Annotated in this window: 16 protein-coding genes; 8 read left to right on the plus strand and 8 right to left on the minus strand. The window is 54.5% G+C overall.

The window, feature by feature from the left end:
• Positions 1-4: 4 nt before the first annotated feature.
• The 7 genes from arnT (at position 5) to fetB (ending at position 5965) form a co-directional block, all read left to right on the plus strand.
• Positions 5-1666, plus strand: a complete 1662-nt coding sequence (gene arnT / locus A1830_RS10325) for a lipid IV(A) 4-amino-4-deoxy-L-arabinosyltransferase (protein ID WP_067705425.1) — start codon at positions 5-7, stop codon at positions 1664-1666.
• Positions 1663-1995: a 4-amino-4-deoxy-L-arabinose-phosphoundecaprenol flippase subunit ArnE gene (gene arnE, locus A1830_RS10330; protein ID WP_067705427.1), complete on the plus strand. Its 333-nt coding sequence runs from the start codon at positions 1663-1665 to the stop codon at positions 1993-1995. The genes arnT and arnE overlap by 4 nt, the downstream gene beginning before the upstream one ends.
• Before the next feature lie 51 nt (positions 1996-2046).
• Positions 2047-2430: a 4-amino-4-deoxy-L-arabinose-phosphoundecaprenol flippase subunit ArnF gene (arnF, locus tag A1830_RS10335; protein ID WP_067705429.1), complete on the plus strand. Its 384-nt coding sequence runs from the start codon at positions 2047-2049 to the stop codon at positions 2428-2430.
• Positions 2431-2631: 201 nt separating this feature from the next.
• Positions 2632-3291 carry a winged helix-turn-helix domain-containing protein gene (locus A1830_RS10340; protein WP_067705431.1) on the plus strand — a complete coding sequence of 220 codons (660 nt, stop codon included), beginning with the start codon at positions 2632-2634 and terminating at the stop codon, positions 3289-3291.
• A 72-nt stretch (positions 3292-3363) separates the two neighbouring features.
• Positions 3364-4443, plus strand: coding sequence for an ABC transporter substrate-binding protein (locus A1830_RS10345; protein WP_067705588.1), 1080 nt, complete (start codon positions 3364-3366; stop codon positions 4441-4443).
• Between the two features lie 99 nt (positions 4444-4542).
• The gene (gene fetA / locus A1830_RS10350) at positions 4543-5211 is read left to right on the plus strand and encodes an iron efflux ABC transporter ATP-binding subunit FetA (RefSeq protein WP_067705433.1); all 669 of its coding nucleotides are present in this window, start codon (positions 4543-4545) and stop codon (positions 5209-5211) included.
• Positions 5198-5965, plus strand: coding sequence for an iron efflux ABC transporter permease subunit FetB (gene fetB / locus A1830_RS10355; protein ID WP_067705434.1), 768 nt, complete (start codon positions 5198-5200; stop codon positions 5963-5965). Before fetA ends, fetB begins: the two co-directional genes overlap by 14 nt.
• Positions 5966-6000: 35 nt before the next feature.
• On the opposite strand, the gene A1830_RS10360 is transcribed toward fetB, so the two are convergent.
• The 5 genes from A1830_RS10360 to A1830_RS10380 all read right to left on the minus strand — a co-directional run bounded on the left by A1830_RS10360 (position 6001) and on the right by A1830_RS10380 (position 12955).
• Positions 6001-7341, minus strand: a complete 1341-nt coding sequence (locus A1830_RS10360; protein ID WP_067705436.1) for a carbohydrate porin — start codon at positions 7339-7341, stop codon at positions 6001-6003.
• Positions 7342-7876: 535 nt separating this feature from the next.
• Entirely contained in the window at positions 7877-8131 is a 255-nt protein-coding gene (locus tag A1830_RS10370) for a CsbD family protein (protein WP_067705439.1), read from the minus strand.
• Between the two features lie 2219 nt (positions 8132-10350).
• Positions 10351-10500: a DUF2474 domain-containing protein gene (locus tag A1830_RS21410; protein ID WP_082804139.1), complete on the minus strand. Its 150-nt coding sequence runs from the start codon at positions 10498-10500 to the stop codon at positions 10351-10353.
• A 21-nt stretch (positions 10501-10521) separates the two neighbouring features.
• Positions 10522-11529: a cytochrome d ubiquinol oxidase subunit II gene (cydB, locus tag A1830_RS10375; protein WP_067705440.1), complete on the minus strand. Its 1008-nt coding sequence runs from the start codon at positions 11527-11529 to the stop codon at positions 10522-10524.
• A 1-nt stretch (position 11530) separates the two neighbouring features.
• Positions 11531-12955: a cytochrome ubiquinol oxidase subunit I gene (locus tag A1830_RS10380; protein WP_067705442.1), complete on the minus strand. Its 1425-nt coding sequence runs from the start codon at positions 12953-12955 to the stop codon at positions 11531-11533.
• 1205 nt (positions 12956-14160) lie between these two features.
• On the opposite strand from A1830_RS10380, the gene A1830_RS10385 reads away from it, so the two are divergent.
• On the plus strand, positions 14161-15270 hold the full coding sequence (locus A1830_RS10385; protein WP_197473320.1) for a hypothetical protein: 1110 nt from the start codon (positions 14161-14163) through the stop codon (positions 15268-15270).
• Between the two features lie 59 nt (positions 15271-15329).
• Here A1830_RS10385 and A1830_RS10390 read toward each other — a convergent pair whose 3' ends face one another.
• The 3 genes from A1830_RS10390 to A1830_RS10400 all read right to left on the minus strand — a co-directional run bounded on the left by A1830_RS10390 (position 15330) and on the right by A1830_RS10400 (position 18225).
• A complete protein-coding gene (locus A1830_RS10390) occupies positions 15330-15971 on the minus strand; it encodes a response regulator (protein WP_067705443.1) in 642 nt (213 codons plus the stop codon).
• A 49-nt stretch (positions 15972-16020) separates the two neighbouring features.
• Positions 16021-17484 carry a PAS domain-containing sensor histidine kinase gene (locus A1830_RS10395; RefSeq protein ID WP_067705444.1) on the minus strand — a complete coding sequence of 488 codons (1464 nt, stop codon included), beginning with the start codon at positions 17482-17484 and terminating at the stop codon, positions 16021-16023.
• 198 nt (positions 17485-17682) lie between these two features.
• Entirely contained in the window at positions 17683-18225 is a 543-nt protein-coding gene (locus tag A1830_RS10400; protein ID WP_067705446.1) for an RNA polymerase sigma factor, read from the minus strand.
• Between the last annotated feature and the right edge of the window lie 19 nt (positions 18226-18244).

An 18244-nucleotide genomic window follows, 5' to 3' on the forward strand; every position in this document is an offset into this window, starting at 1 on the left:
CAGTATGAAAATAATGAGAAACGGTGCCCTGCTGCTGGCACTGTTTGCCCTGTACTACCTCGTTCCTCTTGAGTTCCGCGACCTGTGGCAACCTGATGAAACCCGCTATGCCGAAGTCAGCCGGGAGATGCTCGCCAATGGCGACTGGGTGGTGCCACACTTTTTTAACCTGCGCTATTTTGAAAAACCCATCGCCGGTTACTGGATAAACAACCTCAGCCAGCTACTGCTGGGCCATAACAACTTTGCCGTGCGCTTTGGCTCCGTTTTTTCCGTCACGCTGACCGCGCTGATGGTCTACTGGCTGGCGCTACGCATCTGGCGCGAACGCTACACGGCGATAATGGCCAGCGTTATTTTCCTGACCAGCCTGCTGGTGTTTAGCATTGGCACCTATGCGGTGCTCGACCCGATGATTACTCTGTGGCTGGTGGCGGCCATGTGTAGCTACTGGTTGACCATTGCCGCGTCCAGCCGTAAGGAAAAGGTGCTGGCCTGGCTGGTGATGGGGCTGGCCTGCGGTATGGGCTTTATGACCAAAGGCTTCCTCGCGCTTGCCGTACCGGTGATCGCCATTGTGCCCTGGGCGATTCATCAACGGCGCTTCAAAGAGTTGCTGCTCTTCGGCCCGCTGGCGGTGATCGGTGCAGCGGCAATTAGCGCGCCCTGGGCGATAGCGATTGCCAAACGCGAACCCGACTTCTGGCACTACTTTTTCTGGGTGGAACATATTCAGCGCTTCGCCGATGAGAGTGCACAGCATAAAGCGCCTTTCTGGTATTACCTGCCGATTATGGCAATTGGCTGCCTGCCCTGGCTGGGGCTGTTACCCGGCGCACTGAGTACCGGCTGGCAAAAGCGCAAAGAGAACGTTGGAAGCCTCTACCTGCTAAGCTGGACGGTAATCCCCCTGCTGTTTTTCAGCATTGCTAAAGGCAAATTACCGACCTACATCCTTCCCTGCTTTGCCCCGCTGGCTATTTTAATGGCGAAACGGGCCACCGATCTGATGTTGGTCAGCGGCAAAGCCCTTAAAGTGAATGGCTGGATAAACTTTGCTTTTGGGCTGCTGTGTACCCTGGCGATTATTGGATTTCTGGCCCCCTGGGGGCTGGCACGACATCCTGTATATGGCCATAGCGAGCTGCTCAAGGTCATATTGGGCGGGGGCGCCTTTCTGCTGTGGGGCATTACAGGCTGGCTGACGCTGGCATCACCCGCGAAGCGCTGGAGCTGGGCAGCCTGCTGTCCGCTGGCACTGGCTCTGGTGGTAGGAATGGTGATCCCCAATCGGGTCATTGACTCCAAGCAGCCGCAGCAGTTTATCCGTGCCATTAAAAGCGATATCGCGCCGAGCCGGTTTGTACTGGCAAATAACCCGGGGATCGCCTCCGGGCTGGCCTGGGAGCTTAAGCGCAGCGATATCAAGCTTTACGATCAGCCGGGTGAGGTGCAGTACGGATTAAGCTATCCCGACGCAAAAGGGACATTTATTTCCGGGGCTGATTTCGCCGGCTGGCTGGCTGCGCATCGCCATGAGGGGGAGGTCTCACTGATAATGCTGCTGTCGCACGATGAGAAGCTTACTCCAGGCGATCTGCCCGAAGCGGACCGGGTACTCCGCCGAGGACGGCTGGTGATGTTCCAGTACAGACAGCTGCCATGAACATCCTGTTTATCGCCTTTGCCAGCCTGTTAAGCTGTGCCGGCCAGCTCTGCCAGAAGCAGGCCGCACAGCATGGCCTGCTGAAGGGGCGATGGCATTTACTGTTCTGGCTGGGACTTAGCGCCATACTGCTTGGCTGCGCCATGCTGGTATGGCTGATGGTGCTGCAAAAGGTGCCGGTAGGCGTGGCGTATCCCATGCTCAGCCTGAACTTTATTTTTATCGTGCTGGCGGCCCGCTGGCTGTGGAAAGAGCCGGTTACCCTCCGTCACTGGCTGGGCATTGTGCTGATTGTGGCTGGCGTAGTGATAATGGGCGTACGGGCATAATGGATATGTACCGATGTTTGCAGGCAGCAGAATGACCAGAGGTAGCGTCTGATGGGTATTGTACTGGCACTTTGTAGCGTCCTGCTGGTCAGCGGCGCACAGCTGCTGATGCGCTGGGCGATGATGAACCTGCCGTCGGCCAGCGATCCGGCCCGGCTGTTTAACGCGCTGCTCAGCCTGCCGCCGGCTGCTCTGGCGCTGGTCGGCGGCCTGTTTGCCTATACGTTATCAATGCTGTGCTGGTTTCTGGCGCTGCGGAGAATACCGCTCAGCAAGGCGTATCCGCTGTTAAGCCTGAGCTATGTGCTGGTGTGGGGGGCAGCGCTCTGCCTGCCCGCGCTTAATGAAATCTTCGTCTGGAGTAAGCTGGCCGGGGTAGTACTGATTTTTGGCGGCCTGTTGCTGATCTGCTGGCCCTCGCGGGTAAAAGGCTGAACGCCTCCTTCTTCTCCACCTTCTTTATTCCTTTCTGAGCCGTTATCGGTCCAGCCTAATGTAATGCTAAGTTTCCCCCGGCAAACTGGGTTCATCTCTGTTTTCCTGGAGGGGAACGATGCATTACGCCATTAGGCTAGCGGCGGCAAGCCGCAAAAACGTCAGGTTCACGCAGTTAACACCTGTTATTCGGAGGGTGGGATGAGAATTCTGCTGACTGAAGAGAATTGCCTGCAAAGTGAAGCAATTCTCCCCCCGCTCAGAGAGGCAGGCTACGCCATGGAGTGCATAAAACACCCGACGGGGGAGCTGCTGGCGGATGGCCATTTTGATATTGTCATTCTCAGTGCCGGACTGCCGCCAGGCGAGAGGGAGAGTCTGAAGGATCTGCTGCGCGTGACGGGCCGTGAGTTACCCCTGCTGATTATGATGACGTGTTCGGAGACGGCAGGCGAACGTTCAGGCTGCACAGATACCGACATTGACGGCTACATTGCCACGCCCTTCGATGCCGAATCACTGCTTGCCTGCCTGCATAATGCCCGGCGACGGCGGGAGGGGCAGGGCGCACCGCTGATCAGCAATGGTGAAATCGTGCTGGATCCTGCCAGCTATCAGGCCGTTAATCTGCTCAGCGGTGAGGTGCACCGCCTGTCTATTCGCGAGTTCGCGTTAATGCAGGCACTGATATCCCAGCCGGGCAGGCCGCTTTCACGGCGTGAGCTTGAGTCTAAACTCTACGGCTGGGGAGAGGGGATTGAGAGCAATGCGGTTGAATTTTTTATCCATTCGCTGCGAAAAAAAATGGGCAGTGGCGCCATTAAGAACATTCGGGGCGTGGGATGGATGGTATCATCATAAATGATTCTTGCTCTGATTCTTATTCTCAGGAGACAATTAGTGAAAACTCGTTCGTGGCTGTTATTGGGCACTATGCTGGCCAGCGCAGGCTGTGCCGCCACCACCTATCCGGTGCAGATCACCGATATGGACAATCAAAAAATCACCCTGAGTAAGGAGCCACAGCATGTGATCCTGCAGGACGGACGGGATGTACTTTCTCTGGCCCTGCTGGACAGGGAAGATCCCTTTCGGCGGGTGGTCGCATGGAATAACCTGCCGAAAAAACAGGATACCCAGACCTGGGATTTGCTGAAGAAAACCTGGCCGGAAGCGACGAAAATTATCGATATGGGCTTCAGCGATCGCGGAGAGGTCAATCTTGAAAGCGTCATTGCTGAAAAGCCCGACCTGATGATTGCCCAGCTGCGCGCGAAGCCTGCTCTTAAGCAGACGGGCGTGCTGGACCAGCTGCAAAAGCTGCATATCCCGGTGGTGTTCATCGACTATGAACTGCACCCGGCGCAGAACACGGCAAACAGCATCACCCTGCTGGGAACCATTCTGAATCAGGAATCCAGGGCAAAGGCGTACACCGACTTCTACCAGGCACATTGGAACAATTTACAGCAGAAAATTGAACCGATTAAGCCTAAGCCCACGGTCTTTATCGAACCTATTGCCGGGAACTCAGATGGCTGCTGCTTTACCCACGGACACAACGGCTGGGGCGGTCTGGTTGAGGCGGTAGGCGGGAAGAATATTGGCTCCAGCCTGCTGCCCGGTGCTTCAGGGTTTGTTGCGCTTGAGAAGATTATTGCGATGAAGCCTGACGTCTATATTATGACCGGATCAAAGCGCCCGGATAAAAACGTGCTGCCGTTTGGCTTCGGCGTGGCACCGCAGGAGGTGACGGCCCCCTTTAAGAAACTGATCGAACGCAATGGTCTCCAGCAGATAGCGCCGGTCAAAGCGGGGCGTGTCTACGGGGTTTATCACCATTTTTATAACCATCCGTACAATATTATCGGCATGGAAATCCTGGCGAAGGACCTCTACCCGGCGCAGTTCAGCGATCTGAATCCAACGGCAGACTTCCATCAAATCCTCACCCGCTTCACAAAAATTCCGGATGGACCTGTCACCCTGAGCTATCCCTCAGACAAGCCGTAAACTAAAGCCATACCAAATAGATTTCATCCCTGAAAAGGCGACATTTTGTTGCCTTTTCGCGTTATGATCGGCGGCATAAATAATTTGCAGGACGCCACTATGTCGACCCATCCTCCCCTGCTGGACGTACAGGGTGTGAGCTATGCACTGGCCGGAAACACGCTGCTGGCTCCCGTATCGCTTACGCTTAACGCGGGTGATTTTCTCCTTCTGACCGGACCGTCCGGCTGCGGGAAAAGCACGCTATTAAAAATTATCGCTTCGCTACTCGATCCCACGCACGGCAGCGTGCTGTTTAAAGGTCAGCCCGTCAGTGAACTGAGACCCGAAACCTACCGTCAGCAGGTCTCCTGGTGCTGTCAGACGCCCGCGCTGTTTGGCAAAACGGTATGGGATAACCTGGCGCTGCCGTGGGAAATCCGCCACAAAAAAGCTGAAAGAGAGGGACTGCAACGCTGGCTGCAACGGGTCAATCTCCCGGCAGAGACGCTGGACAAAGAGATTGAGACGCTTTCCGGCGGGGAAAAGCAGCGGGTGGGGCTACTGCGTAATCTGCAGTTCTTACCTGACGTGCTGCTGCTGGACGAAGTCACCAGCGCGCTGGATGATGAAAACAAGCAGGCCATCAATGGGCTGATCAACGAGCTGATGGCTGAAAAGGGCATGGCCGCCATATGGATCAGTCACGATAGCGCCGAAATTCATCGGGCGCAGCGGGTATTGACGCTCAGCCCATCCTCAGCCGGGAGTGCAGATGAACCAGCATAACATTACAAACGAATCCCTGGGGCTGGCGCTGATCCTGGTGCTGATTGCCCTGCTGGTGAGCAGGAAAGAGAAGCTGGGGCTGGAAAAAGATATTATCTGGAGCGTATCGCGGGCCATCGTTCAGCTGATTATCGTCGGCTACGTGCTGAAGTATATCTTTATGCTCAACAACGGCTGGCTGACCGTGTTGATGGTGCTGTTTATCTGTACCAATGCGGCGCTGAACGCCCGTAAGCGTAGCCGCAATATCGACCGGGCGCTGGCTATCTCTTTTGTCGCCATCACCCTGAGTACCACCCTGACGCTGACAATTCTGGTGCTGTCCGGCTCCATTGAGTTCCTGCCGATGCAGGTTATTCCGATATCAGGCATGATCGCGGGCAATGCGATGGTGGCCGTGGGGCTGTGCTACAGCAACCTGAATCAGCGTTTTGCCGACAACCGCCAGAAAATACTTGAAAGGCTTAGCCTCGGCGCGTCAATTAAAGTGGCTTCCGGCTCGCTAATCCGCGACAGCATTCGCGCCGCGATGATCCCTACCGTCGATGCAGCGAAAACCGTGGGTCTGGTGAGTCTGCCGGGCATGATGTCCGGGCTGATTTTTGCCGGGATCGATCCGGTTAAGGCGATTAAATACCAGATTATGGTGACGTTTATGCTGCTCGGTACCGCCAGCTTCTCGACCATTATTGCCGGATACCTCGCCTATCGGCGTTTTTATAACGCGCGGGCGCAGTTAAAAGCGGGAATTTGAACAGGGCCGGGCCGCATTGCGGCCCGGACTGAGGATCAGAAGTTGATGTTGGCGCTAATGCCGCCGATAAAGGCATCTTTCACTTCGCCTACCGCACCCGGAGAAGCGACATATTGCAGGTTCGGCCGCAGGTTCAGCCAGCTGGTAAGATGGGCATTGTAGTAAATCTCATAGTCGTACTCCGATCCGCTCTGGATCGGCAGATAAGTCGGGTTATTGTAGTCATTTACCCCATTATCCCGGTTAGTCTGACGCAGCATATTGCCGTAGTCATCGTTGACGTGAATGCGCGCCGCGCCGATGCCAATTTCATCTTTAGCACGGGAAGCAAACGGGCTTTTCCAGACAAAAGAGACCGACTGGTAGTTGTCCGTTTTAGAGGTTTTGTGATCGTTCATCACCGCCTGTACGATAACGCCCAGACCCCGCTGATTGTCGCCGTCCATTGAGGTCAGCTGTTGTTGCAGCAGCAGGTAACCACCGTAGGCGTGATTCTGTTCGCCGTACTGTCCGTCACGGTATGAGCTGTAGTTATCGCCTTTCACCGACGAGTAATACATCCCTACGCGGTAGTTACCCGGCAGTTTGTCGGCGCCAAAGGCTGGCTGCCAGCCCAATTCAACCGGGACCATATTCCCTTCGGTGTGGCTGGTATCCAGGCGGAAGCCGTTACCGGTATCGTAGTTCGAGGCAGTTTGGTTATAGAAGCCAACCTGTAAGAACACTTCAGGCGTGAAGCTGAATTTTACCCTGCCGCCCCACTGAGATACCGGCCAGTTATACCAGCGATCGCCCCGCCAGTTTCCCGCCTGACCGCTACCGAACGCGAGGTTCTGGAAGTTACTCTGAAACGCATCGAAGTCTTCGCCAACGGTAACCCGTCCTGCCTTCACTTCAACCGCATGGTCAAAAAAGCCTTTATTCAGCCAGAACTGAGTCAGGCGCCAGGTTTGTCCACGTCCCCAGACTTCCTGCACGGATGAGAGCCCACCGGATCGCGGGTCATTAATATAATCCGACAGGTTTTGCCCATTACGGCTGGTGATAGTGGTCTGAAACTGCGTGTCATTCCAGTTGAGGAGTTTTTCCAAATCCAGCGTGGTGCCGAATGCCCACTGGTCCGTGTAGCGGGCGGTAGTTGAATGGTTATATCCACCGGAGAAGTTGCTGGCGGATTCCATGGTGTAGTTAACCTGGAAATCCACACCGTCATTTTTTAACTGGGTGCGGGAGCCGCCCCAGTCGCCAAAAGCATAGGGGGAATCAATGCTGAGCGGGGCATAATCTGCCAGTGCAGATCCTGATGCCAGCATTAATCCCAAACCACAGAACGCCACCGATCTTTTTAATGTGGTTTTAGGGAGCTTGCTTTTCATTTTGGAACACCTTCTTGTTATTGGAATAATTTTTTTCTGTTGCCTGTCAGGCAGGAGGGTCTGGGCCGTTGCGCCTGAGGTCAGTTTTTTCTCCGGCTTATCAGGCGCGGAAAAGGGAAAATGCCTGACATGAGCGGGTTTTACGGTCCGTACGGACGGCATGAAACCACCATTAGCGGAGATAGTTGTTATAAATAGTGCTGAAATGATTTGGCTGCTAATTGAAATTGCTGGATTTGAAATGTCGATCACATATTTAAGTGCGCAGGCACAGGAGGGGGCGTCAATTAATTCGGTTTATTTCAAAAACGAGGTGTGTTGGGAGCAGGGCGGGTCGAATTGAGGGTATTAACCGGGGCACGGAAGCCGAAGTGAGTAAGGGGGTGCAGCAGACAGAGATTTAGCAAAAAAAGAGGGGAATGGCGAGGTAACCGATCGGTACTAATGCGACGATAAAGGCGATAAAGGCGATAAAAAAGGCCGACGATGTCGGCCTTTCAGGGGGGGCGCTAGCGATTAACTTAGCGCCTCGGGCTTAGCGACGGCCGAAAATCTTCGCCGCCAGGAAGCCAACGCCAGCGGCAATCGCCAGCGAAACAAATGGGGCATCCTGCGTTTTGGTTTTCACACAGTCCAGCGCATCATCAACAGCGTAAGATGCTTTGGCCGCGCCCTGACGCACTTTACCTTTTAACTCATGCTCGGGAGAATCAGTCGCTTTACCGAGCTGCTCCTGGCCTTTACCCAGTGCTTCGTCAGCTTTGTCACTCGCTTTATCTAACAGACTCATAATATCTCCTTCTTAGTGGCATGATTTCCTCATAGGGAACATTAAGAGTAGACCATCCCGTACGAGTTGCCGTTGCGGTTGTGTGAAAAAATATGACGAAGGTAAAGAATTTGGCAGTTGGGGTGTTTTTTTAGCCTCGGAATGTCTACCTCGTGAATTGATGGGTGTTTGGTACTGCACAGGCCTGGGGTGTCGGCTACGGGTGGGGCCCGGTGTGACAGAGGTCCGTGTGGTCGCCAACGGGTGGTGCCCGGTGCTGCACAGGCCTGGGGTGTCGCATACGGGTGGGGTTCGATGTGACAGAGGTCCGTGTGTTCGCCAATGGGTGGTGCCCGGTGCTGCACAGGCCTGGGGTGTCGCCAACGGGTGGTGCCCGGTGCCAGGCGGTCCTCGCGCCGCGCGTGGCGCGGTGCCTTCGCTCCGCTCGTCGACCTTTCGGACCGGGCATGACGTGACATCCCTGTCCCGACATGCCCTTGTGCCAGCATCCCTGCTGGCCCATCCGGGTCTTCCTCCCTGCGCTCAGCGCTGCGGATTGCCTGTCACCGGGCCCCACCCGCCTGCTTATTGCATTGTGCTGGCTGCGGGTAAGAGCGGTTGCGGGGGTTACATAAACTCTTTTGGCAGGTTTGGAAGAGTAAGAACTCTGCAAATATGAAAACCGCTGTGCTAAAGATTCAGTGCCGTCGCCAGCTGGTCGTATCTGGTCTGCGGGGGACCTGGCGAATATCGCCTGTGTATTGAGCCCATAGCTGTAAGGGCAGGGGTGGTCGCCTACCGTTGGGGCCCGGTGCTGCACAGGCCTGGGGTGGTCGCCAACGGGTGGGGCCCGGTGCCAGGCGGTCCTCGCGCCGCGCGTTGCGCGGTGCCTTCGCTCCGCTCGTCGACCTTTCGGAGCGGGCATGACGGCACATCCCTGTCCCGGCATGCCCTTGTGCCAGCCTCCCTGCTGGCCCATCCGGGTCTTCCTCACTGCGCTCAGCGCTGCGGATTGCCTGTCACCGGGCCCCACCCGTCTGCTTATTGCATTGTGCTGGCTGCGGGTAAGGGCGGTTCCGGGGGTTTCAGGAAACTCTGTGGCCGGGTTTTATTGAAGAAAGAACTCTACAAATAAGAAAACTGCTCTGCTAAAGACTCAGTGCCGTCGTCAGCTGATCGTATCTGGTCTGCGGGGGATCTGGCGAATATCGCCTGTGTATTGAGCCCATTGCTGTAAGGGCAGGGGTGGTCGCCTACCGTTGGGGCCCGGTGCCTGGCGGTCCTCACGCCGCGCGTGGCGCGGTGCCTTCGCTCCGCTCGTCGACCTTTCGGACCGGGCATGACGTGACATCCCTGTCCCGACATGCCCTTGTGCCAGCATCCCTGCTGGCCCATCCGGGTCTTCCTCTCTACGCTCAGCGCTGCGGAATGCCTGTCACCGGGCCCACCCGTCTGCTTATTGCATTGTGCTGGTGCGGGTAAGGGCGGTTCCGGGGGGTTACATAAACTCTTTCGGCAGGTTTGGAAGAGGAAGAACTCTGCAATTAAGAAAATCTTTGCGTTAAAGACTCAGAGCCATCGGCTGGGCAGGCGCTGTCAAATGCACATTACCGAATTACCTGCTAATGGGCCGGGCGGGCTACAAAGCCTGAGTGTTATCAGGGCTTAACTTGAAGTCGTGCTGATGATGCCTGCGGATAGACAAACGGTTTTACTGAAAGCAGCTCAGCAGCCCGCGGACAGACAAACGGTTTTACTCAAAGCGGCTCAGAAGCCTGAGAGGTGGATAATCCCAGCGGGTGACGGGCATTCCGCAGCGCTGCGGCGCAGACGGAGGGCCAGGCGAGGGCAGCAGGGATGCTGCACTCAGGGAGCGGCGGGCAGGGATGCCCGCTCGCGACCGGGCCGTCCGGCCCGGAGTCGGAGCCAAAGGCACCAGGCAAAGCCTGGCGCGAGGACGCCCGGCAAACGCTGGGATTATCCACCGGCAAGCCGGCATTGCAGCCGACACACGTCGGAACTGTCCACCAGCACCGAAGATATCGCAGCCTGCGCAACAAACCTGCGCTTTGGGCCAACCGCCACCCGCAGGGATTATCCACCAACCCACAACGAAAAAAGCCCGGCAGACACTTATGTCTACCGGGCTTCGATGTAAATTTATTAGCGTCAGAAACTGTCCAGCGGGCGGCATATCGACAGCCTTTTAACGACCGGGCAGCCCTCCGGACAACGTGCGATTAGTGTGATTTCATACCGGCCGCGGTCATCATCATACGGAACAGCGTTGCCACCACGCCCAGCGCCATAACGCTGCCTGCATAAATGACCGCCATCCACAAAATGCGTTTCCACACCGGTGAAGGTGTCGCCTGCTGTGTTTCAATCATACTCATCTCCCGTTCACTCAATCAGTGGTAGCCTTCATCCGGATTGATTTTCCCTCGGAACACGTAGTAGCTCCAGAAGGTATAAACCAGGATAACCGGAATAATCAACAGCCCGCCGACCAGCATAAAGCCCTGACTCTGCGGCGGTGAGGCAGCCTGCCAGATAGTGATGGACGGTGGAATAATATTCGGCCAAATGCTGATCCCAAGGCCGGTAAAGCCCAGGAAAACCAGCGCCAGCGTCAGCAGGAACGGGGAGTAATTCGCATGGCGCTTGAGGGCGCGCAGCAAACTCCATGCAGCCAGCAGAACCAGCACCGGTACTGGCAGGAACCAGAACAGATTTGGCAGGGTAAACCAGCGATGCATAATGTCCGCGTGGGCCAGCGGCGTCCAGACGCTGACGATGGCAATAAACACCAGCAGCACCAGCAGCAGAGGCTTCGCCAGCGCGGTCATTTTGCGATGCAGCTCGTTCTCGGTTTTCATAATCAGCCAGGTACTACCCAGCAGCGCATATGCCACCACCAGACCCAGACCACAAAACATCGAAAACGGCGTCAGCCACAGCAGTTCCGGGCCACTATAGGCACGATTCGTTACCTGGAAACCGTTGATAAAGGCGCCCAGCACTACACCCTGGCTAAACGTCGCCAGAATAGAGCCCACGATAAAAGACTTATCCCAGAACGGACGATGCTCCTCGGTCGCCTTAAAGCGAAACTCAAAGGCGACGCCGCGGAAAATCAGGCCAATGAGCATCAGCGTCAGCGGCACCGACAGGGCGTCGAGGATCACCGCATAGGCCAGCGGGAAAGCGCCGTACAGCGCCGCACCGCCCAGCACCAGCCAGGTTTCATTACCGTCCCACACCGGCGCAACGGTATTCACCATCATATCGCGCTCGGCTGCATCTTTATTAAATGGAAACAGCAGACCAATACCCAGGTCGAAGCCGTCCATCACGATATACATCAGCGTTGAAAAAACAATGATGCCAAACCAGATGACAGAAGTATCAATGACCACGTTATTTCTCCCCCTTCTGCGCGTTTAACTTTTCCTGCACGGCAGACAGCGGACGTGAAGGGGTATGTTTGGTGCCAGGGCCACCATCCGGATCGTCATTACCTTCACCCTGTTTCGGACCCTTCTTGATCAGGTTAAACAGATAGATGTAGCCGACGCCGAACACTGACGTGTAAACCAGAATAAAGGCGATCAGGCTCAGGCTCATGTGCAAATCGCCGTGAGCGGATACCGCATCCTTCGTTCGCAGCAGGCCATACACCACCCAGGGTTGACGCCCTATTTCAGTGGTAAACCAACCGGCCAGAATGGCAATCAGACCCGACGGACCCATCAGCAGTGCGAACCACAGGAAGGGACGACAGGTATAAAGGCGATTGCGTATGCGCAGCCACAGGCTGACCACGCCCAGCAGCACCATCAGCATGCCCAGGCCTGCCATTACGCGGAACGACCAGAATACGATAGTGGAATCGGGACGATCTTCTTTTGGAAAGGTTTTCAGCGCCGGAACCTGCTTATGCAGACTATGGGTCAGGATCAGGCTGCCCAGATATGGGATCTCCACCGCGTAGCGGGTTTTTTCCTGTTCCATATCCGGCAGACCAAAGAGAATAAGCGGCGTGGCTTCGCCCGGCTTATTCTCCCAGTGGCCTTCAATTGCCGCGATTTTGGCAGGCTGGTGTTCCAGCGTATTCAGACCGTGTGCATCGCCCAGTCCCGCCTGAATCGGCGATACGATCAGCGCCATCCACAGTGCCATCGACAGCATTTTGCGAATCGCTGGGGTGTCATTGCCGCGCAGCAGATGCCAGGCCGCAGAAGCGCCAACAAAGAAGGCGCTCGCCAGGAAAGCGGCGGTGGACATGTGCAGCAGTCGGAATGGGAAAGAGGGGTTGAAAACAATCTTAAACCAGTCAACCGGGACCACCAGGCCATTCTGAATCGCGTAGCCCTGTGGGGTCTGCATCCAGCTGTTAGAGGCGAGGATCCAGAAGGTTGAAATGATGGTGCCCAGCGCAACCATGCAGGTCGCAAAGAAGTGCAGGCCACGGCCCACACGATGCCAGCCAAACAACATAACGCCAAGGAAGCCAGCCTCAAGAAAGAAGGCGGTAAGCACTTCATAGGTCAGCAGCGGGCCCGTTATACTGCCGGCGAACTGGGAGAAGCCGCTCCAGTTGGTGCCGAACTGATAGGCCATCACCAGGCCTGATACCACGCCCATGCCGAAGTTAACGGCAAAAATTTTCGACCAGAAATGGTAGAGGTCGCGATAGTCCTCATTTCTGGTTTTCAGCCACATCCCTTCCAGCACTGCCAGAAAACTGGCAAGCCCGATGGTGATAGCCGGGAAAATGATATGGAAGGAGACGGTAAAGCCGAACTGTATCCTTGCCAGGTGGAATGCATCTAATCCGAACATTGCTTACCTCGATCTAACATAGACTGCCTTTTCTTATTAATTAACTCGCACCTGACAACAAGGCCACATTTGATGTGATGGGGCGATCGTCAGGCGAGTATTTCATCGAAGGATTGATCCAGAGACCAAATCATTAGAAGGAGTGACAACAGTAATAGCGATTACGGCAATAATAACGGGGTTCTTTGCGATGAATTGTTTCACCGCTGCGTTAAATCGGTTGTCCATACTGTTAAAATGGGATCTGGGAATGATGCTGTTATGTAAAAATAATGTATCCGCATAGCCCTAAAGGTTTTTTTCGCGCCGTGGACGACTCCTTCAGTCATACCGATCCCCATTATCCGATGTAAGAATTATTTATATCGCGGCGGGCGGCTATAACTATTTGGTTGTTTTAGCTGTCGATTAAGGCACAAATTGGAAATTATTACGCCTAATGGTGTCATGGGCAGGCGTGTTGTTGTTTAATTGTTGCATTAAGGGTCGCAAGCGTTTAATTAAAATTAGATTTAATGTTATCAATGATTTCGTCACCCTGGTGTATAACCCAGCCGCAGTAAGCGCATGTAAATGTTAAACCATAATGACATATTTTGATTCTGATAGAATTAATTAGTTACATTTACGCTCGTAATTTATCGCGATTTTATGTCGAAGGTCAAAGTTATTGCCACTTTACTGTGAGTGCGTCGTCAATTGCCTCTATCCCAGCGGGAACGAGATGACCTGATGCAAATGAGTGAAAGCAATGGTCGAGCCGACTGGCGTTATTCTTTGGCGCATCCGACTTAGGGATAATTTTTTTAGCGGCTAAAATCCGAATTTTAGCGGCAGGGTAATCCTGCGGCGTCGCCCCGATGAAGGAGATTTAACGCTTAAATTTAAACGAATTAATACGCTCGGCCAGGGCAAAAAACAGCGAACTACAGGCAGGGAGAAGTGGATCGTCAGGCAGGAAAACCGCAGGCGCTATTGCACTGAATAACACTTCATAAGTATACTATCACCTTGAAAAGCTTTGATTTTTTTGACTAAAGTCAAATTCACTGCCGTTTGAAATCATTGTCTTATATTGAATACTTGCCACATTTAGGCGTACGCCATCCAACACCCAGTTACTTATTTATCGCTGTATTACCTTAGCGGTATAACCCTTTGTCGCTTGAATCTTGTTTGGGCCGTTGCCTTTGGGGATACGCAGTATGGAACATGAAGAAAATAATGCAGCGCCGGTGCCGGAACTGGCGCTGGACGGTATTCCGCAGGCCATCCTCCGGTTGGGTAAACGTCTGGCTGATACCAAATATCAGATAGATATGTTGGGTAAAAACGGCTGGGGGGATTTGACCGCGAATCTGCACGGTCTTGAGGCAAGCGGCGAATGGAACGGACCGGATGATGCGCTGACCTTTTTTAGCAAAATATTCCCCTTTGCGCGCCTGCCTGCGGAAACAGAATCCCTTGGAATATTCCAGGTGCCAACCGAGCGCGTTATCGGCCGCAGCTGGCGCTGGTGGCCTGAACATCTTAGCGCCAACAGCGAAGCGCGCCTGAAAGAGCATCTGGAGAGCCCTTTTGCCGCCAGCGGTACCTCGTTCTACTTTTTACCTGCGTTAGGCGTCCTGCTGGCGGCGCAGGGGCAGGGACGGGTAAACTACTGTCGCCAGCATAATATTCCCTTTATTACTGCCCGCGTCAGTAACCTGAACTACCCCCCGGCCGACCGGTTCCGCCTGTACCATGTCACGCGGGGGGAAACGCGCCAAAGCTGGATCGTGCTAAACGATCGCTATTTGCAGCCCGTAATATGGCCGCGGATAACGCTTCCTGCACTGACCGCCTACGGTGTGCATACCGGCAGCTGGTCGCTGCTATTCCCGCCGGTCAGCAGAGTGTTTGACGAGCTGTACACGCCGGTGGCGGCTGAGGATTTTATTGCGCCCTGTGTTGATCTGCTTGCCGTAAAAGAGCGGATGCGCGCCGAGCAGGAAGCGGCAAGACAGGCGATTAAACCGGTGAAAATGGCGCTGAGCGATATGGATATCACCAATATCTGGCCGGTCAGCCTGACGCTCTCCTTCTGCTTTATTTTATCGCTGGTTGTGGCGGGCGTCACGGCTGGCAAGGGCTGGACGGGCAGTATCAGCCTGCTGGTCTGCGGGATGGCCGGTAGCCTTTTACTGTTTATGGCAACGCCGGTATTCCTGGTCAGTAAGCGGATGCGCCGCCGCTATGATGCAATAGCCCCGGTCGCGCCAGCCAGCCCCACCGATGAAAAGCGAGAGCAGGACGACAGGCTACCGCCATCCTGAGGATCACGCACGGGGCAAGGGGAGAGTATGCATTGCGGCAGCGAGCCGCCAGACTGAATTTACTGCACAAGATGATGGCTTATCGCGTACTTCACAATATCGGCGTTGCTGCTGAACTGCATTTTGTCCATCATGCGTGACTTATAGGTACTGACCGTTTTATTGCTGATTGAAAGCGTCTGGGCGATGGCATTGATCGTCTCACCGTGTGCCAGCAGCATCAGAATTTGCCGTTCGCGGGTGGTCAGCGTCTCGTGTAGCGCCCGGTTACCGTTCTGGTATTCAGCAAAAACGATCTCCTGTGCGAGGTCGTGATCGATATAACGCGATCCTCCCGCCACGCTGCGGATCGCGGTCAGCAGCGCATCGGGATTTTTATCCTTAGTGATATAGCCCAGTGCGCCACAGTTCAAAACCCGGCGGGCGATCTGCGGCTCATTAAACATACTGAGCACCAGGATCGGCAGGTTTTCGTATTGCAGGTGAATGCGTTTGATCAGTTCCTCACCGCTGATGCCGGGCATAGAAATATCCAGCAGCAGTAGATCCAGCCCGCCGAGGCGCAGCCGCTCAAGTACCTGACCGCCATCTCCCGCTTCACCCACTACGGAAAGACGCTTATCCAGAGCAAAAATTTGCTTCAATCCTTCACGCATCAGCGCGTGGTCATCGGCAATGACCAGTCGTATCACGTCATTCATTCGGTTTCCCTCGTCGATACTGCCTTATTAAGCCCGGCGCAGCCGGCGATCACGGCTTTTTTGCCGGCAGAGGGAGGGTCAATTCCAGCTGGGTGCCTTCACCGGGCTGGCTATTGATAGTGACCTGACCATCAAGCATATCCATCCGTTCCTGAATGCCCAGCAGGCCAAAAGCATCCCTACGCACGGATTGCATCTGGAAACCCCGACCATTATCGCGGATCTGAATAAGGAGCGCGTCGCGCGAAGCCTGCACAATAATGGATACCTTACTGGCCTGGGCATGTCGGGATATATTGGTTAGCGACTCCTGGACAACGCGAAATATTGTCGTTACTGCGCGATCGCACAGCGTGACCGGTTTCGTTTCCGGAACGAGCAGCATGCAGCTACAGCCGCTGGTTTTTACAAACTCGTCGCGCAGCCACTCCAGCGCGGGCACCAGCCCCATGTTCAGCATATTTGGCCGCAGGCGTGTGGAGACGTCGCGTACCACCTGAATAGTGCTGTCGATGAGCGTCATCAGATAGTCTACCTGCTGCGTCACCTGTGACGGGCTGCTGGCCTGCATGCCAATCAGCGACAGGCCAGCCCGCAGGCTGGTCAGGTGCTGACCCAGCTCATCATGGATTTCGCGTGCCAGATGTTTACGCTCATCCTCGGACTGCTGCTGCTGCTTACTGGCCAGCAGTCGCAGCTGATAGTGCGCGGCCCGCACTTCATTTTCGACTTCGCGCAGGCGGCTGATGTCGCGACCCACAGCTAAAACTGACACGATATCGCCCTTAAGATCGTATTCCGGCACGCAGCGAACGTGAAGGACCATCGAGCGTTTACCGTAGTGGGCTTCCAGCTCGGCCTCGCTCTTTTCTCCGCTGGCCAGCGTGTTCGATACCAGACGGAACAGGCGCATTCCCACCTCATCGAAGGGAATGGAATCTGTCAGACGCCACCCGCGCGCACGCTCTTCACTACAGCCGGTCAGTTCAAGCACCAGCGGGTTGGCATACTGACAGCGCATCTGGGTATCAAAACGCGCAATCAGATCCGGTGAGTTTTCCACCAGCGAGCGAAACTGCTGCTCCTGTTGCAAATAGCGCTCGGTCCGCTGCCTGAGTTCACGAACATCGCGTACCACGCAGAGTACCAGGTTTTGCCCCTGATGCTCATACACGCTGGAGCTGACCTCAACCGGGATAATCTCACCGTTTTTCATCCGGTGTTGAGACGTGAAGCGGATACCTTCAGGACGCAAACTCAGTTTCCACCATAGCGCGGCGACATCGGGATCCTGGAGTTCGCCCTCAACGTCGGAATAGCTTAAACGTATCAGCTCCTGATATTTATAACCTAACATTTCGCAGGCTTTATTATTGATATATACCAGCCTGGAGTCCTGGCCGACTAAATAAATAGCGTCATTCACTTTGTCAAGCGCAAAGTCGGGCAGGATAGCCCGCGCATCAAGCGAAATTTTGCTCACGTTGAGACTGAATATTTCAGATGAAAGCATGGCTCTCTCTGTATGACAAATAGAAAAGAAAATTCAGGCATAACTATTACCACTCAGTTACATTAACTAAGATTCTACACCTGAGAGACTAATTACAACAAATATTTACTACAGTGACTACCTGAAATGATCTGAATATTGACCCAGCGCCAAATATAAAACTTCCCTCCCATATTGCCGCTAAAAAGTTAGCTTTAGTCAGCTTATTGTGCTTTTAAGCGTCTCACGAACGCGTGACAGACGCGATTTCACCGTGCCGAGCGGGATATCGAGCGACGTGGCGACATCCTGGTAGCTGCCATTGCGCTCGACCAGGATCGAGAGCATTTCACGGGTATCCGCAGGGAGTTTATCAATGGAGGTCGCCATTACGCTAAGTAGCTGATCGTTGGCAATAATATCACTTGGGTCGCACTCCTGGACCAGCTCAATCACATTATCTTCATTCAGGCTGTCGAACAAAAAACGATTCTGATGCGTTTTATAGTAGTTGCGGATGAGGTTGGCGGCAATACCAAACAACCACGTCTCAGGGCGCGATGCGCCGAGAAACTTATGGCTGTTGCGCAGCACTTCCACGCAGGTCATCTGGGCAATATCCTCAACGTCTTCGCGGTTGGATACGCGCTTGCGAATAAAGTTAATCAGCTTGCGATTCTGCTGGCAAAGAATATCCTGCCATAAAACGGGCATGGGTGCTTCAGACATATATGACACTTCGGCTATTGAGGTCGCTAACATTGCATCACTCCTTAAATAA

The sequence above is a fragment of the Erwinia sp. ErVv1 genome (assembly GCF_900068895.1).
GTDB lineage: Bacteria > Pseudomonadota > Gammaproteobacteria > Enterobacterales > Enterobacteriaceae > Erwinia.

Coding starts and splice junctions, on each gene's coding strand:
- A1830_RS10400 (WP_067705446.1), bottom strand. CDS start 18,225: ATGTTAGCGACCTCAATAGCCGAAGTGTCATATATGTCTGAAGCACCC.
- A1830_RS21410 (WP_082804139.1), bottom strand. CDS start 10,500: ATGATTGAAACACAGCAGGCGACACCTTCACCGGTGTGGAAACGCATT.
- A1830_RS10360 (WP_067705436.1), bottom strand. CDS start 7,341: ATGAAAAGCAAGCTCCCTAAAACCACATTAAAAAGATCGGTGGCGTTC.
- arnE (WP_067705427.1), top strand. CDS start 1,663: ATGAACATCCTGTTTATCGCCTTTGCCAGCCTGTTAAGCTGTGCCGGC.
- A1830_RS10340 (WP_067705431.1), top strand. CDS start 2,632: ATGAGAATTCTGCTGACTGAAGAGAATTGCCTGCAAAGTGAAGCAATT.
- A1830_RS10370 (WP_067705439.1), bottom strand. CDS start 8,131: ATGAGTCTGTTAGATAAAGCGAGTGACAAAGCTGACGAAGCACTGGGT.
- fetB (WP_067705434.1), top strand. CDS start 5,198: ATGAACCAGCATAACATTACAAACGAATCCCTGGGGCTGGCGCTGATC.
- arnF (WP_067705429.1), top strand. CDS start 2,047: ATGGGTATTGTACTGGCACTTTGTAGCGTCCTGCTGGTCAGCGGCGCA.
- A1830_RS10385 (WP_197473320.1), top strand. CDS start 14,161: ATGGAACATGAAGAAAATAATGCAGCGCCGGTGCCGGAACTGGCGCTG.
- A1830_RS10345 (WP_067705588.1), top strand. CDS start 3,364: ATGCTGGCCAGCGCAGGCTGTGCCGCCACCACCTATCCGGTGCAGATC.
- fetA (WP_067705433.1), top strand. CDS start 4,543: ATGTCGACCCATCCTCCCCTGCTGGACGTACAGGGTGTGAGCTATGCA.
- A1830_RS10395 (WP_067705444.1), bottom strand. CDS start 17,484: ATGCTTTCATCTGAAATATTCAGTCTCAACGTGAGCAAAATTTCGCTT.
- arnT (WP_067705425.1), top strand. CDS start 5: ATGAAAATAATGAGAAACGGTGCCCTGCTGCTGGCACTGTTTGCCCTG.
- A1830_RS10380 (WP_067705442.1), bottom strand. CDS start 12,955: ATGTTCGGATTAGATGCATTCCACCTGGCAAGGATACAGTTCGGCTTT.
- A1830_RS10390 (WP_067705443.1), bottom strand. CDS start 15,971: ATGAATGACGTGATACGACTGGTCATTGCCGATGACCACGCGCTGATG.